The organism is Pseudomonas sp. Irchel 3H7 (genome assembly GCF_900187605.1).
GTDB lineage: Bacteria > Pseudomonadota > Gammaproteobacteria > Pseudomonadales > Pseudomonadaceae > Aquipseudomonas.
In genome coordinates this window covers 1-13499 of sequence record NZ_FYEA01000018.1, presented here as the reverse complement: position 1 = coordinate 13499, position 13499 = coordinate 1, and the positions used below count along the sequence as shown (strand labels likewise).

12 protein-coding genes are annotated in these 13499 nt (G+C 57.6%); 8 read left to right on the top strand and 4 right to left on the bottom strand.

Annotation, left to right across the window (positions count from 1 at the left end):
• Positions 1–553: 553 nt before the first annotated feature.
• Positions 554–1267 carry a UTRA domain-containing protein gene (locus CKW38_RS27015; RefSeq protein WP_095114332.1) on the bottom strand — a complete coding sequence of 238 codons (714 nt, stop codon included), beginning with the start codon at positions 1265–1267 and terminating at the stop codon, positions 554–556.
• A 351-nt stretch (positions 1268–1618) separates the two neighbouring features.
• On the opposite strand from CKW38_RS27015, the gene CKW38_RS27010 reads away from it, so the two are divergent.
• The 6 genes from CKW38_RS27010 to CKW38_RS26985 all read left to right on the top strand — a co-directional run bounded on the left by CKW38_RS27010 (position 1619) and on the right by CKW38_RS26985 (position 6929).
• Positions 1619–2686 carry an ABC transporter substrate-binding protein gene (locus CKW38_RS27010; protein ID WP_007916337.1) on the top strand — a complete coding sequence of 356 codons (1068 nt, stop codon included), beginning with the start codon at positions 1619–1621 and terminating at the stop codon, positions 2684–2686.
• 133 nt (positions 2687–2819) lie between these two features.
• Positions 2820–3626: an alkaline phosphatase family protein gene (locus CKW38_RS27005; protein ID WP_007916336.1), complete on the top strand. Its 807-nt coding sequence runs from the start codon at positions 2820–2822 to the stop codon at positions 3624–3626.
• Positions 3623–4468 (top strand): ABC transporter permease subunit, encoded by an 846-nt coding sequence (locus tag CKW38_RS27000; protein ID WP_007916335.1) that lies wholly within the window; start codon positions 3623–3625, stop codon positions 4466–4468. Before CKW38_RS27005 ends, CKW38_RS27000 begins: the two co-directional genes overlap by 4 nt.
• The gene (locus CKW38_RS26995; RefSeq protein WP_095114331.1) at positions 4455–5255 is read left to right on the top strand and encodes an ABC transporter permease; all 801 of its coding nucleotides are present in this window, start codon (positions 4455–4457) and stop codon (positions 5253–5255) included. Before CKW38_RS27000 ends, CKW38_RS26995 begins: the two co-directional genes overlap by 14 nt.
• A complete protein-coding gene (locus CKW38_RS26990) occupies positions 5252–6241 on the top strand; it encodes an ABC transporter ATP-binding protein (protein WP_007916331.1) in 990 nt (329 codons plus the stop codon). Before CKW38_RS26995 ends, CKW38_RS26990 begins: the two co-directional genes overlap by 4 nt.
• Positions 6242–6275: 34 nt before the next feature.
• Complete coding sequence (locus tag CKW38_RS26985; protein ID WP_007916329.1) at positions 6276–6929, top strand: HAD family phosphatase; 654 nt, start codon at positions 6276–6278, stop codon at positions 6927–6929.
• 145 nt (positions 6930–7074) lie between these two features.
• Here CKW38_RS26985 and CKW38_RS26980 read toward each other — a convergent pair whose 3' ends face one another.
• Positions 7075–8037 carry a zinc-binding dehydrogenase gene (locus CKW38_RS26980; protein ID WP_007916328.1) on the bottom strand — a complete coding sequence of 321 codons (963 nt, stop codon included), beginning with the start codon at positions 8035–8037 and terminating at the stop codon, positions 7075–7077.
• A 138-nt stretch (positions 8038–8175) separates the two neighbouring features.
• On the opposite strand from CKW38_RS26980, the gene CKW38_RS26975 reads away from it, so the two are divergent.
• Together CKW38_RS26975 and CKW38_RS26970 are read left to right on the top strand one after the other, a co-directional pair.
• On the top strand, positions 8176–10260 hold the full coding sequence (locus CKW38_RS26975) for a carboxy terminal-processing peptidase (RefSeq protein WP_176472379.1): 2085 nt from the start codon (positions 8176–8178) through the stop codon (positions 10258–10260).
• Between the two features lie 134 nt (positions 10261–10394).
• The gene (locus CKW38_RS26970) at positions 10395–12185 is read left to right on the top strand and encodes a bifunctional diguanylate cyclase/phosphodiesterase (protein ID WP_095114329.1); all 1791 of its coding nucleotides are present in this window, start codon (positions 10395–10397) and stop codon (positions 12183–12185) included.
• A 68-nt stretch (positions 12186–12253) separates the two neighbouring features.
• Here CKW38_RS26970 and CKW38_RS26965 read toward each other — a convergent pair whose 3' ends face one another.
• Positions 12254–12613, bottom strand: coding sequence for a hypothetical protein (locus CKW38_RS26965; RefSeq protein ID WP_007916325.1), 360 nt, complete (start codon positions 12611–12613; stop codon positions 12254–12256).
• Positions 12610–13499, bottom strand: an 890-nt coding sequence (locus CKW38_RS26960; protein ID WP_176472378.1) for an RHS repeat domain-containing protein, incomplete at its 5' end; no start/stop codon positions are given. The genes CKW38_RS26960 and CKW38_RS26965, both read right to left, overlap by 4 nt.

Genomic DNA, 13499 nt, shown 5'->3' with positions numbered 1-13499 from the left:
CTCTCAGGCCGCCATCGCGAGCAGGCTCACTCCTACAAGGGATCGAGTACATCCGCAAGAAACAGGTCGGCTCCCAGGCCGCCATCGCGAGCAGGCTCACTCCTACAAGGGATCGAGTACATCCGCAAGAAACAGGTCGGCTCTCAGGCCGCCATCGCTGGCAAGCCAGCTCCCACAGGGATTGAGTCCAACCGGCAAACCAATATCGCTTCTGCTTCTCACCACTCAACACAATGAGCGCAAGCTCGAGTACCGCTTTTGATCTTGATCCACGGGCGACGTCGGAAGGCTGAGTGGAGGGATTGATCCGGGGGTGGGAGCGCAGCGACCGTTTGGCGAAGCCAAACACAGCGAGAGGAGGTGCAGCGAAGCAAACCGTAGGCGCTGCGCCCGGATCGATCTCGGAGCGAAGGAACCCCGAGCCCCAGCGAGCGGGCCGCACGTAGGAGCAAGCCTTTTGGGTTACCTTTTCGGCGTTTGGAAAAGGTGACCCGCCGTAAGGGCGGAACCCTAAGTAGCCGTTACCGCAGCAACGGATATACCCCCAAAACGCTCAAACAACATCCACCCCGACATGAATCGCATCATGCCGCCAAAACTCCAGATCACAATCAATCAACCGCTCATGCTGATCATAATTAACCCGAGCAATCCGCAACCCCGGACTCCCGACAGAAACTCGCAGGGCCGCCGCCGCATCCACCGACAATGACGTCGGCACAATCTCAAAGCGCACCCGCCCATAGTGCAAATCGTAATGCCGCGCATACAACTCGGTCATCGACTGATTCAAATCAAACTCAAGAATCCCCGGAAAAAACTGCGGATTCAAATAGTGCTCCACATACAACACCAACCGCCCATCAATGCGCCGCGACCGGCAAATCTGAATCACGCTCGACAACGCCGGCAGTTGCAACCACGCACACACCGCCGCCGAAGCCGGCTGCAAACGCGCCGAAATCACCTCAGTCGACGGCACCCGCCCCTGCACACTGACCATCGCGTGAAAGTGACTTCTCTGCATCAGGTTGTAGGCCAGACGCGGCGGCGAGACGAACCAGCCACGGCGCTCCTCACGATAAATCTGCCCCTGCGCCTCCAGTTGCAACAACGCCTCTCGCACAGTAATCCGCGTCGTGCCGAACAACTCACTGAGCTTGCGCTCGGCCGGCAGCTTGCTGCCTGCCGCCAACAACCCGTGATCAAGCTGCTCCTGCAACACCTGGCCAATCGCTGTCACCGCTTTTGTTGCCTCATCGCGCATCAACGTTACCTATCTGGACTAGACCAGCACTGTTTCGGGGCAAAACCGCACGGCAATCGAGCCGTTTCCTGATATTGCAAGCCTAGGCAGTGCAGATGACCGAGAGATGACAAAACTACCGAACGGTCGTCCTCACGACTTGCAATACATCGGCCAAGTCCCTTGCTCTGCGGGCCTTTGAGCATGGTCTACGCTTATCTGGCAGCCGCCAATACCGGGCAAACAAGAGGCCTGAAACAAGGCCGCCGACATCAAAGTGTCATCCAACCCCCTTAAATTGGCTCAGGTATTGCTGACCTAGACCAACACACACCGCAATCGCAGCGTTGAACACGACCAAGGAGCTTCGGAATGAAACAGCTTTTCCTGGCAACACTGTTAGGCTCGACCATTGCAATGTGCACCTCCGCCATGGCGGCCGGCACCGATCTGAAAACCCTCGAAGCCGCTGCGAAAGCGGAAGGCGCCGTCAACAGCGTCGGCATGCCCGATGACTGGGCCAACTGGAAAGGCACCTGGGAAGACCTGGCCAAAACCTACGGCCTCAAGCACATCGACACCGACATGAGTTCGGCCCAGGAAATCGCCAAGTTCGCCGCCGAAAAAGACAACGCCACCGCTGACATCGGCGACGTCGGTGCGGCCTTCGGCCCGATCGCGGTCAAGCAAGGTGTGGTGCAACCGTACAAGCCAAGCACTTGGGATCAAGTCCCGGACTGGGCCAAGGACAAGGATGGCAACTGGGCGCTGGCCTACACCGGCACCATCGCCTTCATCGTCAACAAAAAGCTCCTGCACGGTTCCGAAGTTCCGACCAAATGGGCAGACCTCAAGGGCGGCAAATACAAGGTTTCCATCGGTGACGTGAGCACCGCCGCCCAAGCCGCCAACGGCGTTCTCGCGGCGGCACTGGCCAACGGTGGCGACGAGAAAAACATCAAACCCGCCCTGCTGCTGTTTGCAGACATCGCCAAGCAAGGTCGCCTGTCGATGGCCAACCCGACCATCGCCACCATGGAAAAAGGCGAAATCGAAGTCGGTGTGGTCTGGGACTTCAACGGCCTCAGCTACAAAGCCAAGATGGCCAACCCGGATGACTACGTGGTGCTGATCCCGTCCGACGGTTCGGTGATTTCCGGCTACACCACGATCATCAACAAGTACGCAAAAAACCCGAACGCCGCCAAGCTGACCCGCGAATACATCTTCAGCGACGCCGGCCAGACCAACCTCGCGCGCGGCAACGCCCGTCCGATCCGTGCCGAGCACCTGCAACTGCCGGAAGACGTCAAGGCCAAACTGCTGCCGAACGAGCAGTACAAAAAGGTCACCCCGATCAAAGACGCCGATGCGTGGGAGAAGACTTCCAAGGCCCTGCCACAGCAGTGGAACGAAGAAGTCATCGTAGAGATGAAGTAATCCTTCATCTGTAGGAGCTGCCGCAGGCTGCGATCTTTTGATCTTGCCCTTTAAAAGCAACATCAAAAGATCGCAGCCTGCGGCAGCTCCTACAGGGGTTGGTTCCAGTTTTGTTTTCGGAGTTTTTGCCCCTATGAAGCACAACGTCATCCTTGTCGTGCTCGACGGCCTCAACTACGAGGTCGCGCGTCACGCCATGGGGCATCTGCAGGCTTATGTTGGCGCAGGACGCGCCGCGCTCTATCAACTGGAGTGCGAACTGCCGGCCCTGTCCCGACCGCTTTATGAATGTATCCTCACCGGCGTGCCGCCGATCGACAGCGGCATCGTCCACAACAATGTCTCGCGCCTGTCCAACCAGCGCAGCATTTATCACTACGCCCGCGACGCCGGCCTGAAAACCGCAGCAGCGGCGTATCACTGGGTCAGCGAGTTGTACAACCGCTCACCGTTCGTAGCCGCGCGCGACCGCCATACCGATAATCTGTCGCTGCCGATCCAGCACGGGCATTTCTACTGGAGCGATCACTACCCGGATTCGCACCTGTTCGCCGACGCCGAAAACCTGCGCCTGCGCCACGATCCGAATTTCCTGCTGATCCACCCGATGAACATCGACGACGCCGGGCACAAACACGGTCTCGATTCTTCGCAATACCGCAACAGCGCGCGCTTCGCCGACATCATCCTTGCCGACTATCTGCAGAACTGGCTCGACGCTGGCTATCAAGTGCTGGTAACTGCCGACCACGGCATGAACAACGATCGCTCACACAACGGCCTGCTGCCGGAAGAACGCCAGGTGCCGCTGTTTGTCCTCGGTGAAGCCTTCAGCCTCAACGCCGATGCCGCACCGAAACAGACGGAAATCTGCGGCACCGTCTGCGAACTACTCGGCGTGCCCCACGACAAACCTGTGTGCCGGGAGTTGCTCAAGTGAACTCAATAATTCGCGGCAAATGGCTGGCGGCGCTGTGCGTGGTGCCCTTCGCGCTGTTCTTTATCGTCTTCGAAATCGCCCCGCTGACCTGGGTGATGATCAGCAGTCTGCAATCGGAAGAGTTCGGCTGGGGCTTGGCCAACTTCAGCAAGATCTTCAGTTCGAAGTTCTACTTGCAGGCGATCCAGTACAGCCTCGAAATCAGCTTCTGGTCGAGCTTGTTCGGCATCATCATCGCCGTACTCGGTGCGTATTCCCTGCGCCGGGTCGACTCGAAACTGCGCAATTTCGTGAATGCCTTCGCCAACATGACCAGCAATTTTTCCGGCGTACCCTTGGCGTTCGCGTTCATCATCCTGCTCGGTTTCAACGGCAGCATCACCATCATGTTGAAGCAGTCGGGGATCATTCAGGACTTCAACCTGTACTCGAAAACCGGGTTGATCATTCTCTACACCTACTTCCAGATTCCCCTCGGCGTGTTGTTGCTCTACCCGGCCTTCGACGCTTTGCGTGAAGACTGGCGCGAGTCCGCCGCACTGCTTGGCGCCAATGGCTGGCAGTTCTGGCGGCATATTGGTTTGCCTGTGCTGACGCCTGCATTGCTCGGGACGTTCGTGATTCTGCTGGCCAACGCCCTCGGCGCTTACGCCACGGTCTATGCGCTGACTACCGGCAACTTCAACGTCCTGCCAATCCGTATTGCAGCGATGGTCTCCGGCGATATTTCCCTCGACCCGAATCTGGCCAGCGCCCTGGCCGTGGTGCTGGTGGCGTTGATGACCATCGTCACCGTCGTGCATCAACTGCTGTTGAAGAGGAGCTACCATGTCTCGCGCTGAATCCGACCCGGCCGGCCTCTACCACCGCGTCGTGGTTTATCTGTTGTTCGCCATCCTCTTGCTGCCACTCGTGGGCACGCTGGTCTATTCGATCGCCAGCAGTTGGTCAGCGACCATCCTGCCCAGCGGTTTCACCTTCAAGTGGTACATCCAGTTGTGGAGCGATCCGCGTTTCCTGCACGCCTTCGGCCAGTCATTGCTGGTCTGCGTTGGCGCGCTGGTGCTTTCAGTCGTGCTGATCCTGCCGCTGCTGTTCGTCGTGCATTACCACTTTCCGAAACTCGATGCGCTGATGAACATCCTTATCCTGCTGCCCTTCGCGGTGCCGCCGGTGGTGTCGTCGGTGGGACTGTTGCAACTTTACGGTTCCGGGCCGATGGCCATGGTCGGTACACCGTGGATTCTGATCGGCTGCTACTTCACCGTGGCGCTGCCGTTCATGTACCGGGCGATCACCAACAACCTGCAAGCGATCAACCTGCGCGACCTGATGGACGCTGCGCAACTGCTTGGCGCCAGCACCTTTCAAGCGGCGTTTCTGGTGGTGCTGCCGAATCTGCGCAAAGGCCTGATGGTCGCGTTGCTGCTGTCATTCTCGTTCCTGTTCGGTGAGTTCGTCTTTGCCAACATTCTGGTCGGCACGCGCTACGAAACCCTGCAGGTTTATCTGAACAACATGCGCAACAGCAGCGGTCACTTCACCAGTGCGCTGGTCATCTCGTATTTCTTTTTCGTGCTGGTCCTGACCTGGATCGCCAACATCTTGAACAAGGACAAAAGCGAATGAGCTATGTCAGCGTCCAACACCTGCAGAAAAGCTACGCCGGCACGACCGTGTTCAGCGACATCGACTGCGAAATCAACAAGGGTGAATTCGTCACCCTGCTCGGCCCCTCCGGTTGCGGCAAATCCACACTGCTGCGTTGCATCGCCGGCCTGACACCGGTCGATGGCGGCAAGATCCTCCTTGATGGCGTCGATATCGTGCCGTTGAGTCCGCAGAAACGCGGGATCGGCATGGTGTTTCAGAGCTATGCGCTGTTCCCCAACATGACCGTGGAACAGAACGTTGCCTTCGGTTTGCGCATGCAGAAGGTCAATGCCGACGACAGCCATAAACGCGTTTCCGAGGTGTTGAAACTGGTTGAACTGAACGACTTCGCCAGCCGCTATCCGCATCAGTTGTCCGGTGGTCAATGCCAGCGGGTTGCCCTCGCCCGTTCGCTGGTCACGCGTCCGCGTCTGTTGCTGCTGGACGAGCCGCTGTCGGCGCTCGACGCACGGATTCGTAAACACCTGCGCGAACAGATCCGTCAGATTCAACGCGAACTCGGCCTGACGACGATTTTCGTCACCCACGATCAGGAAGAAGCGCTGACGATGTCTGATCGCATTTTCCTGATGAATCAGGGAAAAATCGTACAAAGCGGCGATGCCGAAACCCTGTACACCGCCCCCGTCGATGTGTTCGCCGCTGGCTTCATCGGCAACTACAACCTGCTCGATGCCGACGACGCATCAAAGCTGTTGCAGCGCCCGATCAACCACCGCATCGCGATTCGCCCGGAAGCCATCGAGCTGAGCCTGGAAGGCGAACTCGACGCGCAGATCCGCAGCCACAGTCTGCTCGGCAACGTCATCCGTTACCGCATCGAAGCGCGGGGCGTGGAACTGGTGGTGGATGTGCTCAACCGCTCGGCGGCCGATCTGCATCCCGACGGTCAGCGTCTGGCGCTTTCCATCGATCCGACGGCCCTGTGTGAGGTAGCCTGATGACTTTGCTGACGTTGAAGAGAGAACTGCACTGATGGCTCTGGCAATTTTTGATCTGGACGAAACCTTGATCCACGGCGACTGCGCCACCCTCTGGAGCGAGCAGATGGGGCGCCTGGGCTGGGTCGATCCTGAATCGTTCATGCGCAAGAACAACGAACTGATGGACGCCTACAGCCATGGCAAATTGCGCATGGAAGATTACATGGAATTCAGCCTGGAACCGCTCATCGGCCGCACACCGGAAGAAGTCGAGCATCTGGTTGGCCCGTGGGTGGAAGACTTCATTGAACCGATCATCTTCAGCGACGCGACCAAAACCATCGCCGCCCACCGCAAGGCCGGCGACCGCATTCTGGTGATTTCGGCGTCGGGGACGCACCTGGTCAGACCGATTGCCGATCGATTGGGCATTGATGAAATTCTGGGGATTGAACTGGAAGTCGCCCATGGCGTTTACAGTGGGCATACCGTTGGCACCCTGACCTACCGCGAAGGCAAGATCACCCGCTTGCTGGAATGGCTGGATGCTGAAGAAGAGAACCTGGAAGGTGCGAGTTTCTATTCCGACTCGCGTAATGATTTGCCGTTGTTGCTGAAGGTGGATTTCCCGCACGTGGTGAATCCGGACCCGGTGCTGCTGGAACATGCCGAAAAGGCCAACTGGCCAATCCATCTCTGGAAATGACAAAGATTTAATCTGCACAGGCAGGCTGATATTCCAAACCTGAGTTCGACCCGATGCATCAGGTCGATGTAGCCCGGTAGAACAACCCGGTCAGTCCCCTCTCCCTTTGGGAGAGGGTTAGGGTGAGGGGCTTTTTGCCTTGATCTCAGCTCAGACTTTCGTCAATCACCAATACCAGTTTGCCCGCCACCGTATTACTCGCCAACTCCGCAAACGCCGCCTCGGCATCCTTCACCGCAAACGCCTTGGCCAACTGCGGACTCAAGCGCCCCTCAGCAAACAACGGCCACACCTGCTGACCCAGATCACTCAACAGATCCGCCTTGAACTGATCGTCACGACTGCGCAACGTCGAGCCCAGCAGTTGCACACGCTTGGCCAACACCTGCGCCAGATCCAGCTTCGCCTCACGCCCGCCCATCAAACCGATCAACACCCAGCGTCCATCCAGCGCCATCAGCTTCAGGTTCAGCGCCGAATAATTACCGCCGACCGGGTCGAGAATCACGTTGAACGGCCCAAAATCGCGCAGGCTCTCCAGATCATCGGTGCGCACCACCCCGCCCTGTGCACCCAGCGCTTCACAGTAGGCCAAACGCTCAGCCGAACCGACGCTGACCCAACATGGATTGCCAAACGCCTTGCACAACTGAATCGCGGCTGAACCGATTCCACTTGCGCCGGCGTGCAAGAGAACTTTCTCACCCGGTTTGAGCGCCGCAAGTTGAAACACATTCAGCCAGACTGTTGCATAAACCTCGGGCAATGCGGCCGCCTCAATCAGCGAGACGCCTTCGGGAACCGGCAGCACGTGCCGCCCGTCGACGACCACCTCTTCGGCCATGCCACCCCCGGCCAGCAAGGCGCAAACCCGATCGCCGACCTGCCACGCACTGCCCGCGCCGACCTCGCTGATCACCCCGGAACACTCAAGACCGAGCACTTGGCTGGCCCCTGGCGGTGGCGGATAAAGCCCTGCTTTCTGTAATAAATCGGCGCGATTGAGGCCCGCTGCCGCCACTCGGATGCGGACTTGTCCTACATCACACGTAGGACTCGGCTCTTCAACCCATGCCACTTGACCGTCAACGCCTTGCAATGCCTTCACAGTGCCTCCATAGTGAGTCTGGACTGAGCCCGAAGCTGTAGCGCCGGGCTTTTTGCATTATGCGACCGGCTCTCGTAGAACCGGCGACTTCAAAGACGGCCTAATATGCGTTATCAATTGTCCCCGCGTCGAATCAGCATGAAGCATTTGCTCCCCAGCACCGCCCTCGCTCTTTTCATCGGTATCGGTTTGTTGCCGGTGTCGGGCAATACATTCGCAGCCAACAGCTGGGACAAATTGCAGCCTGATCGCGATGAAGTCATCGCCAGTCTGAACGTCGTCGAGTTGCTCAAGCGTCACCACTACAGCAAGCCGCCGCTTGACGATGCCCGCTCGGTGATCATCTACGACAGCTACATAAAGCTGCTGGATCCGTCGCGCAGCTACTTCATGGCCAGCGACATCGCCGAGTTCGACAAGTGGAAGACCCAGTTCGACGACTTCCTCAAAAGCGGCGACCTCAACGCCGGGTTCACCATCTACAAGCGCTACCTGGACCGCGTCAAGGCGCGTCTGGACTTCGCCCTTGCCGAGCTGAACAAAGGCGTCGACAAGATGGATTTCAACACCAAGGAGACCTTGCTGATCGATCGCAAGGACGCCCCTTGGCTGAAATCCACCGCAGAGCTGGATGACCTGTGGCGCAAACGCGTCAAGGACGAAGTCCTGCGCCAGAAGATCGCCGGCAAAGAGCCGAAGCAGATTCAGGAAACCCTGACCAAGCGCTACAAGAACCAGCTGGCGCGCCTGGACCAGACCCGTCCGGAAGACATCTTCCAGGCGTATATCAACACCTTCGCCATGTCGTACGATCCGCACACCAACTATCTGTCGCCGGATAACGCGGAAAACTTCGACATCAACATGAGCCTGTCCCTCGAGGGCATCGGTGCCGTGTTGCAGAGCGACAACGACCAGGTGAAAGTCGTGCGTCTGGTGCCGGCAGGCCCGGCCGACAAGACCAAACAGGTCGCCCCGGCTGACAAGATCATCGGCGTTGCCCAAGGCAACAAAGAAATGGTCGACGTGGTCGGCTGGCGTCTGGATGAAGTGGTCAAGCTGATCCGTGGTCCGAAAGGCACCGTGGTGCGTCTGGAGGTGATTCCGGCGAGCAATGCACCGAACGACCAGACCACCAAGATCGTGCCGATCACCCGTGAAGCGGTGAAGCTCGAAGACCAGGCGGTGAAGAAGTCCGTGCTCAACCTGAAACAGGACGGCAAGGACTACAAACTCGGCGTCATCGAGATTCCAGCCTTCTACCTCGACTTCAAGGCGTTCCGTGCCGGTGATCCGGACTACAAGAGCACCACTCGCGACGTCAAGAAGCTGCTCACCGAGCTGCAGAAAGACAAAGTCGACGGCGTGGTCATCGATCTGCGCAACAACGGCGGCGGTTCCCTGCAGGAAGCCACCGAGCTGACCAGCCTGTTCATCGACAAAGGCCCGACCGTACTCGTACGTAATGCCGATGGCCGTGTCGACGTACTCGAAGATGAAAACCCGGGCGCGTTCTACAAAGGCCCGATGGCACTCTTGGTCAACCGCTTGTCCGCCTCGGCTTCGGAGATCTTCGCCGGCGCCATGCAGGACTACCACCGCGCGCTGATCATCGGTGGCCAGACCTTCGGTAAGGGCACCGTGCAGACCATTCAGCCGTTGAACCATGGCGAACTGAAACTGACCCTGGCCAAGTTCTACCGGGTTTCCGGTCAGAGCACCCAGCATCAGGGCGTGTTGCCGGACATCGACTACCCGTCGTTGATCGACACCAAGGAAATCGGCGAGAGCGCACTGCCGGAAGCCATGCCGTGGGACACCATCCGCGCGGCAATCAAACCGGCGGCCGATCCGTTCAAGCCGTACCTGGCGCAGCTCAAGTCCGAACATGACACACGCACCGCCAAAGATGCCGAGTTCGTGTTCATCCGTGACAAGCTGGCCCTGGCGCAGAAACTGATGGAAGAAAAAACCGTCAGCCTTAACGAAGCCGAGCGTCGCGCGCAACACACCGATATCGACGCCAAGCAACTGGCCATGGAAAACATCCGTCGCAAAGCCAAAGGCGAAGAGCCGCTCAAAGAGCTGAAGAAAGAAGACGACGACGCCCTCGCGGCCGCCGAGCCGGACAAGGTCAAACCAGAAGACGATGCCTACCTGAGCGAAACCGGGCGAGTACTGCTGGATTACCTGAAGCTGAGCAATCAGGTGGCCAAGAAGTAAGGTGATGGCAATTTAATGCTGACGATCCCCGGATCGTCATCAAACAGTCATCATTCTGTCGTGCAATAAAGGACTGGGAGCCACTCTCTTCATCGAGAGCGCTCCCAGTCCTTTTTTTATCGCCAGAGATAGCCATGACCACGACCGAACAGCTGAGTGCCTTGAGCTCGATCCTGACTCAAAGCGGATTACACAGCCTGTTCCAACCGATCATCTCTCTCTCCGAACGGCGCATTCTCGGCTACGAAGCCCTCACGCGCGGCCCGTCCAACAGCCCTCTTCACTCGCCCATCGCGCTGTTCGCCGTGGCCCGTCAGGCCGGGCGTTTGAGCGAACTCGAGATCGCCTGCCGCCAGAGCGCTTGCCGCCGCTTCAACGAGCAGCAACTGCCGGGCAAACTGTTTCTCAACGTCTCGCCGGAATCCTTGCTTGAAGCCGCCCATCAACCGGGGCGCACGTTGCAGTTGCTGCAGGATTTCGGCATTCCGCCCAGTCAGGTAGTGATCGAGCTGACTGAACAGACGCCCATCGACGATTTTCAGTTGCTGCAAACCGCCTTGCATCACTATCGGGCCATGGGTTTTTCCATTGCGCTGGATGATCTCGGTGCCGGCTATTCGAGCTTGCGGTTATGGTCGGAACTGCGCCCGGATTATGTGAAGATCGATCGGCACTTCATCGATGGCATTCATCAAGATGCGTTGAAGCGCGAGTTCGTCGGCTCGATCCTGCAAATCGCCAAAGCCTCACGCGCACAAGTCATCGCCGAAGGCATCGAGTTGCCGGAAGAACTCGCGGTGCTGACGGAAATGGGCGTCGATCTGGTGCAGGGCTACCTGCTTGGCCGCCCCCAAGAACACCCACCGCGCGATGCCCGCGCCTTGATGCCCAAGCACGACAGCAGCAGCGTTGCGCTGAACGACGAAGGCAGTGACCTCAGCGCCCTGCTCAACGACCAACCGGCCGTGCATCGCGACACCCCCACCGCCACCGTGCTGGAAGCCTTCCGCCGCCAGGCCAACCTCAACTCACTGGCGGTACTCGACGAACAAGGCCAACCCTGCGGCATCGTCCACCGCCACTCGTTATCGGATGCCCTGCTCAAACCGTTCGCCACCGACCTGTTCGCACGCAAACCGATCAGCCGCTTGATGAACGACGACTTCCTCGCGGTGGAAATGAGCCAGTCGCTGCAACAGGTCAGCCGCCTGATCACCAGCCGCGCGCGGCAACGCATCGAAGAAGACTTCATCATCACCCTCAACGGTGGCTACCTGGGTCTTGGCCGGGTGATCGACGTGCTCAAACTGATTACCGAGCTGAAAATTCAACAGGCTCGTTATGCCAACCCGCTGACCTTGCTACCGGGTAATGTGCCGATTCAGCAATGCCTGACGCGGTTGCTGCAGCAAGGGCGCGAGTCGGTCATCTGCTATGTCGACATCGACAGTTTCAAACCCTTCAACGATATCTATGGCTACGGGCGTGGTGATGAAGTTTTGCTGTGCCTGGCGCAATGCCTCAACGAGCGGGTAGATCCGTCCCGCGACTTTGTCGGCCATATTGGCGGCGACGACTTTCTGCTTGTCCTCGGCCCTGAAGAGTGGCGCAAACGCATCAATCAACTGCTTGATGACTTTCAGAGCCAATGCCGACGTTTCTACCGTACGGAACATCTTGAAGCTGGATGCTTTATCGCACCGAATCGCCAGGGAGTGCGGCAGGAGTTTCCGCTGTTGTCGCTTTCAATCGGTGTCGTGCATCTACAGCCCGAAGCCTGCGCACACCTCGATGCCAGCCAACTCGCGGAAATGGCATCGCAGGCGAAACATCATGCGAAGAATGTTCCGGGGTATAGCGTGCATGTGATTGACAGTCTCGCCGCTACCGATGTTCATGCACCGCAGCTAATTGGACAACGCTGACTCGCCCCCCCTGTGGAAGCGGGCATGCCCTCGCAGAACTCAGTTCAATCAGTTTAATTTTTTGGTATTTATCCCATCCTTGAGTCGTCAACGTGATAGCTCAACAAACAACTTAACAACACCTGCATAAACTGACGCTGATCCTTTACATCATCATCAAAATAGGTAGTGATCTTTTTGAATACAGCATCAAAACTATCACCAACTCCCAGATAGTGCTCTAACGTTTCGATACACCACTCGCGCTCTTGAGCGCTGTAAGAAAGAAACTCAGGTTTCATGAGAATATCAAACAGTTCAGCAAGCTCTTTCTCGTCGTTCACATTCTTCGAAACGATGATCTTTTCACGAGCATCATCATGACTGTTTTCTATATCAAATAGAAAAAGTAACCCGCGCAAAACAAAATATTCAGGCTTACGTTTCATTCCATAAACTCCGTATAGGAAGTTATAGGCTTAGCAGAACCATTTAGGATAACTATCGCATGTGTCTGCTGCCCATAATTAACTCCTCCTCGTTCATATCCCTCACCAACAATCTTGCCCATATTCATCGGTTCTCTTGAAGCTATTATCCCATTCCGCCTGAAAATCAGTTGAGCACGATGTATGGCGTTCAACTGGTCTCGATGACTAAGAAAATGGGTGGCCGCACTGGGTATTTTTGGTTCTCCAGCTTTTTTCCCGTTGGTATAAACCTCAATAATGCCGGTTGTAGGATTTGTTCCTGTGATTGAACGTTCCCGCTGAGAAGCCAGCGTGGTCTGCTTGCCGTGCTTCTCTAAAAAATGTGCGCCCGGTGTGGACTTCTCCATTTCATCCAAACGCCTATAAGCATTTTCCTCGGCTAGTTCATCAATCCTCGCCCTCCGCTCCTGCGCCGTCATCTTTGGCAGCGCTGGCTCACCCTCTTCTACCTTAGCGCCACCAATCCCACCCGGCGCCTCACACCCAGGCTTATTCGGCGGCGGACAGTTAGAGCTCAACCCCAACGGATCCACCCACCCCGTCGGGTTCGGCACGTACTGGTACTGATTCAACCCACCGGCCAACTTGATCGGATCCGGCGTCAGATACCGCCCCAGCCTCGGGTCGTAATACCGATGGCGGTTGTAATGCAGCCCACTTTCCGCATCGAAGTACTGCCCCTGAAAGCGCAGCGGCTGGTTCAGGTAATCCTCGCCGGCCAAGGTCAGTGCGGCGATTTTGCCGTAGGCGTCGTATTGCGCGGACCAGACGATGTCGCCGCTGTAGTCGGTGAGTTCCTGCGGGGTGCCGAGGTGGTCGAGTTGGTAGTAGAAGGGGCAGGCTT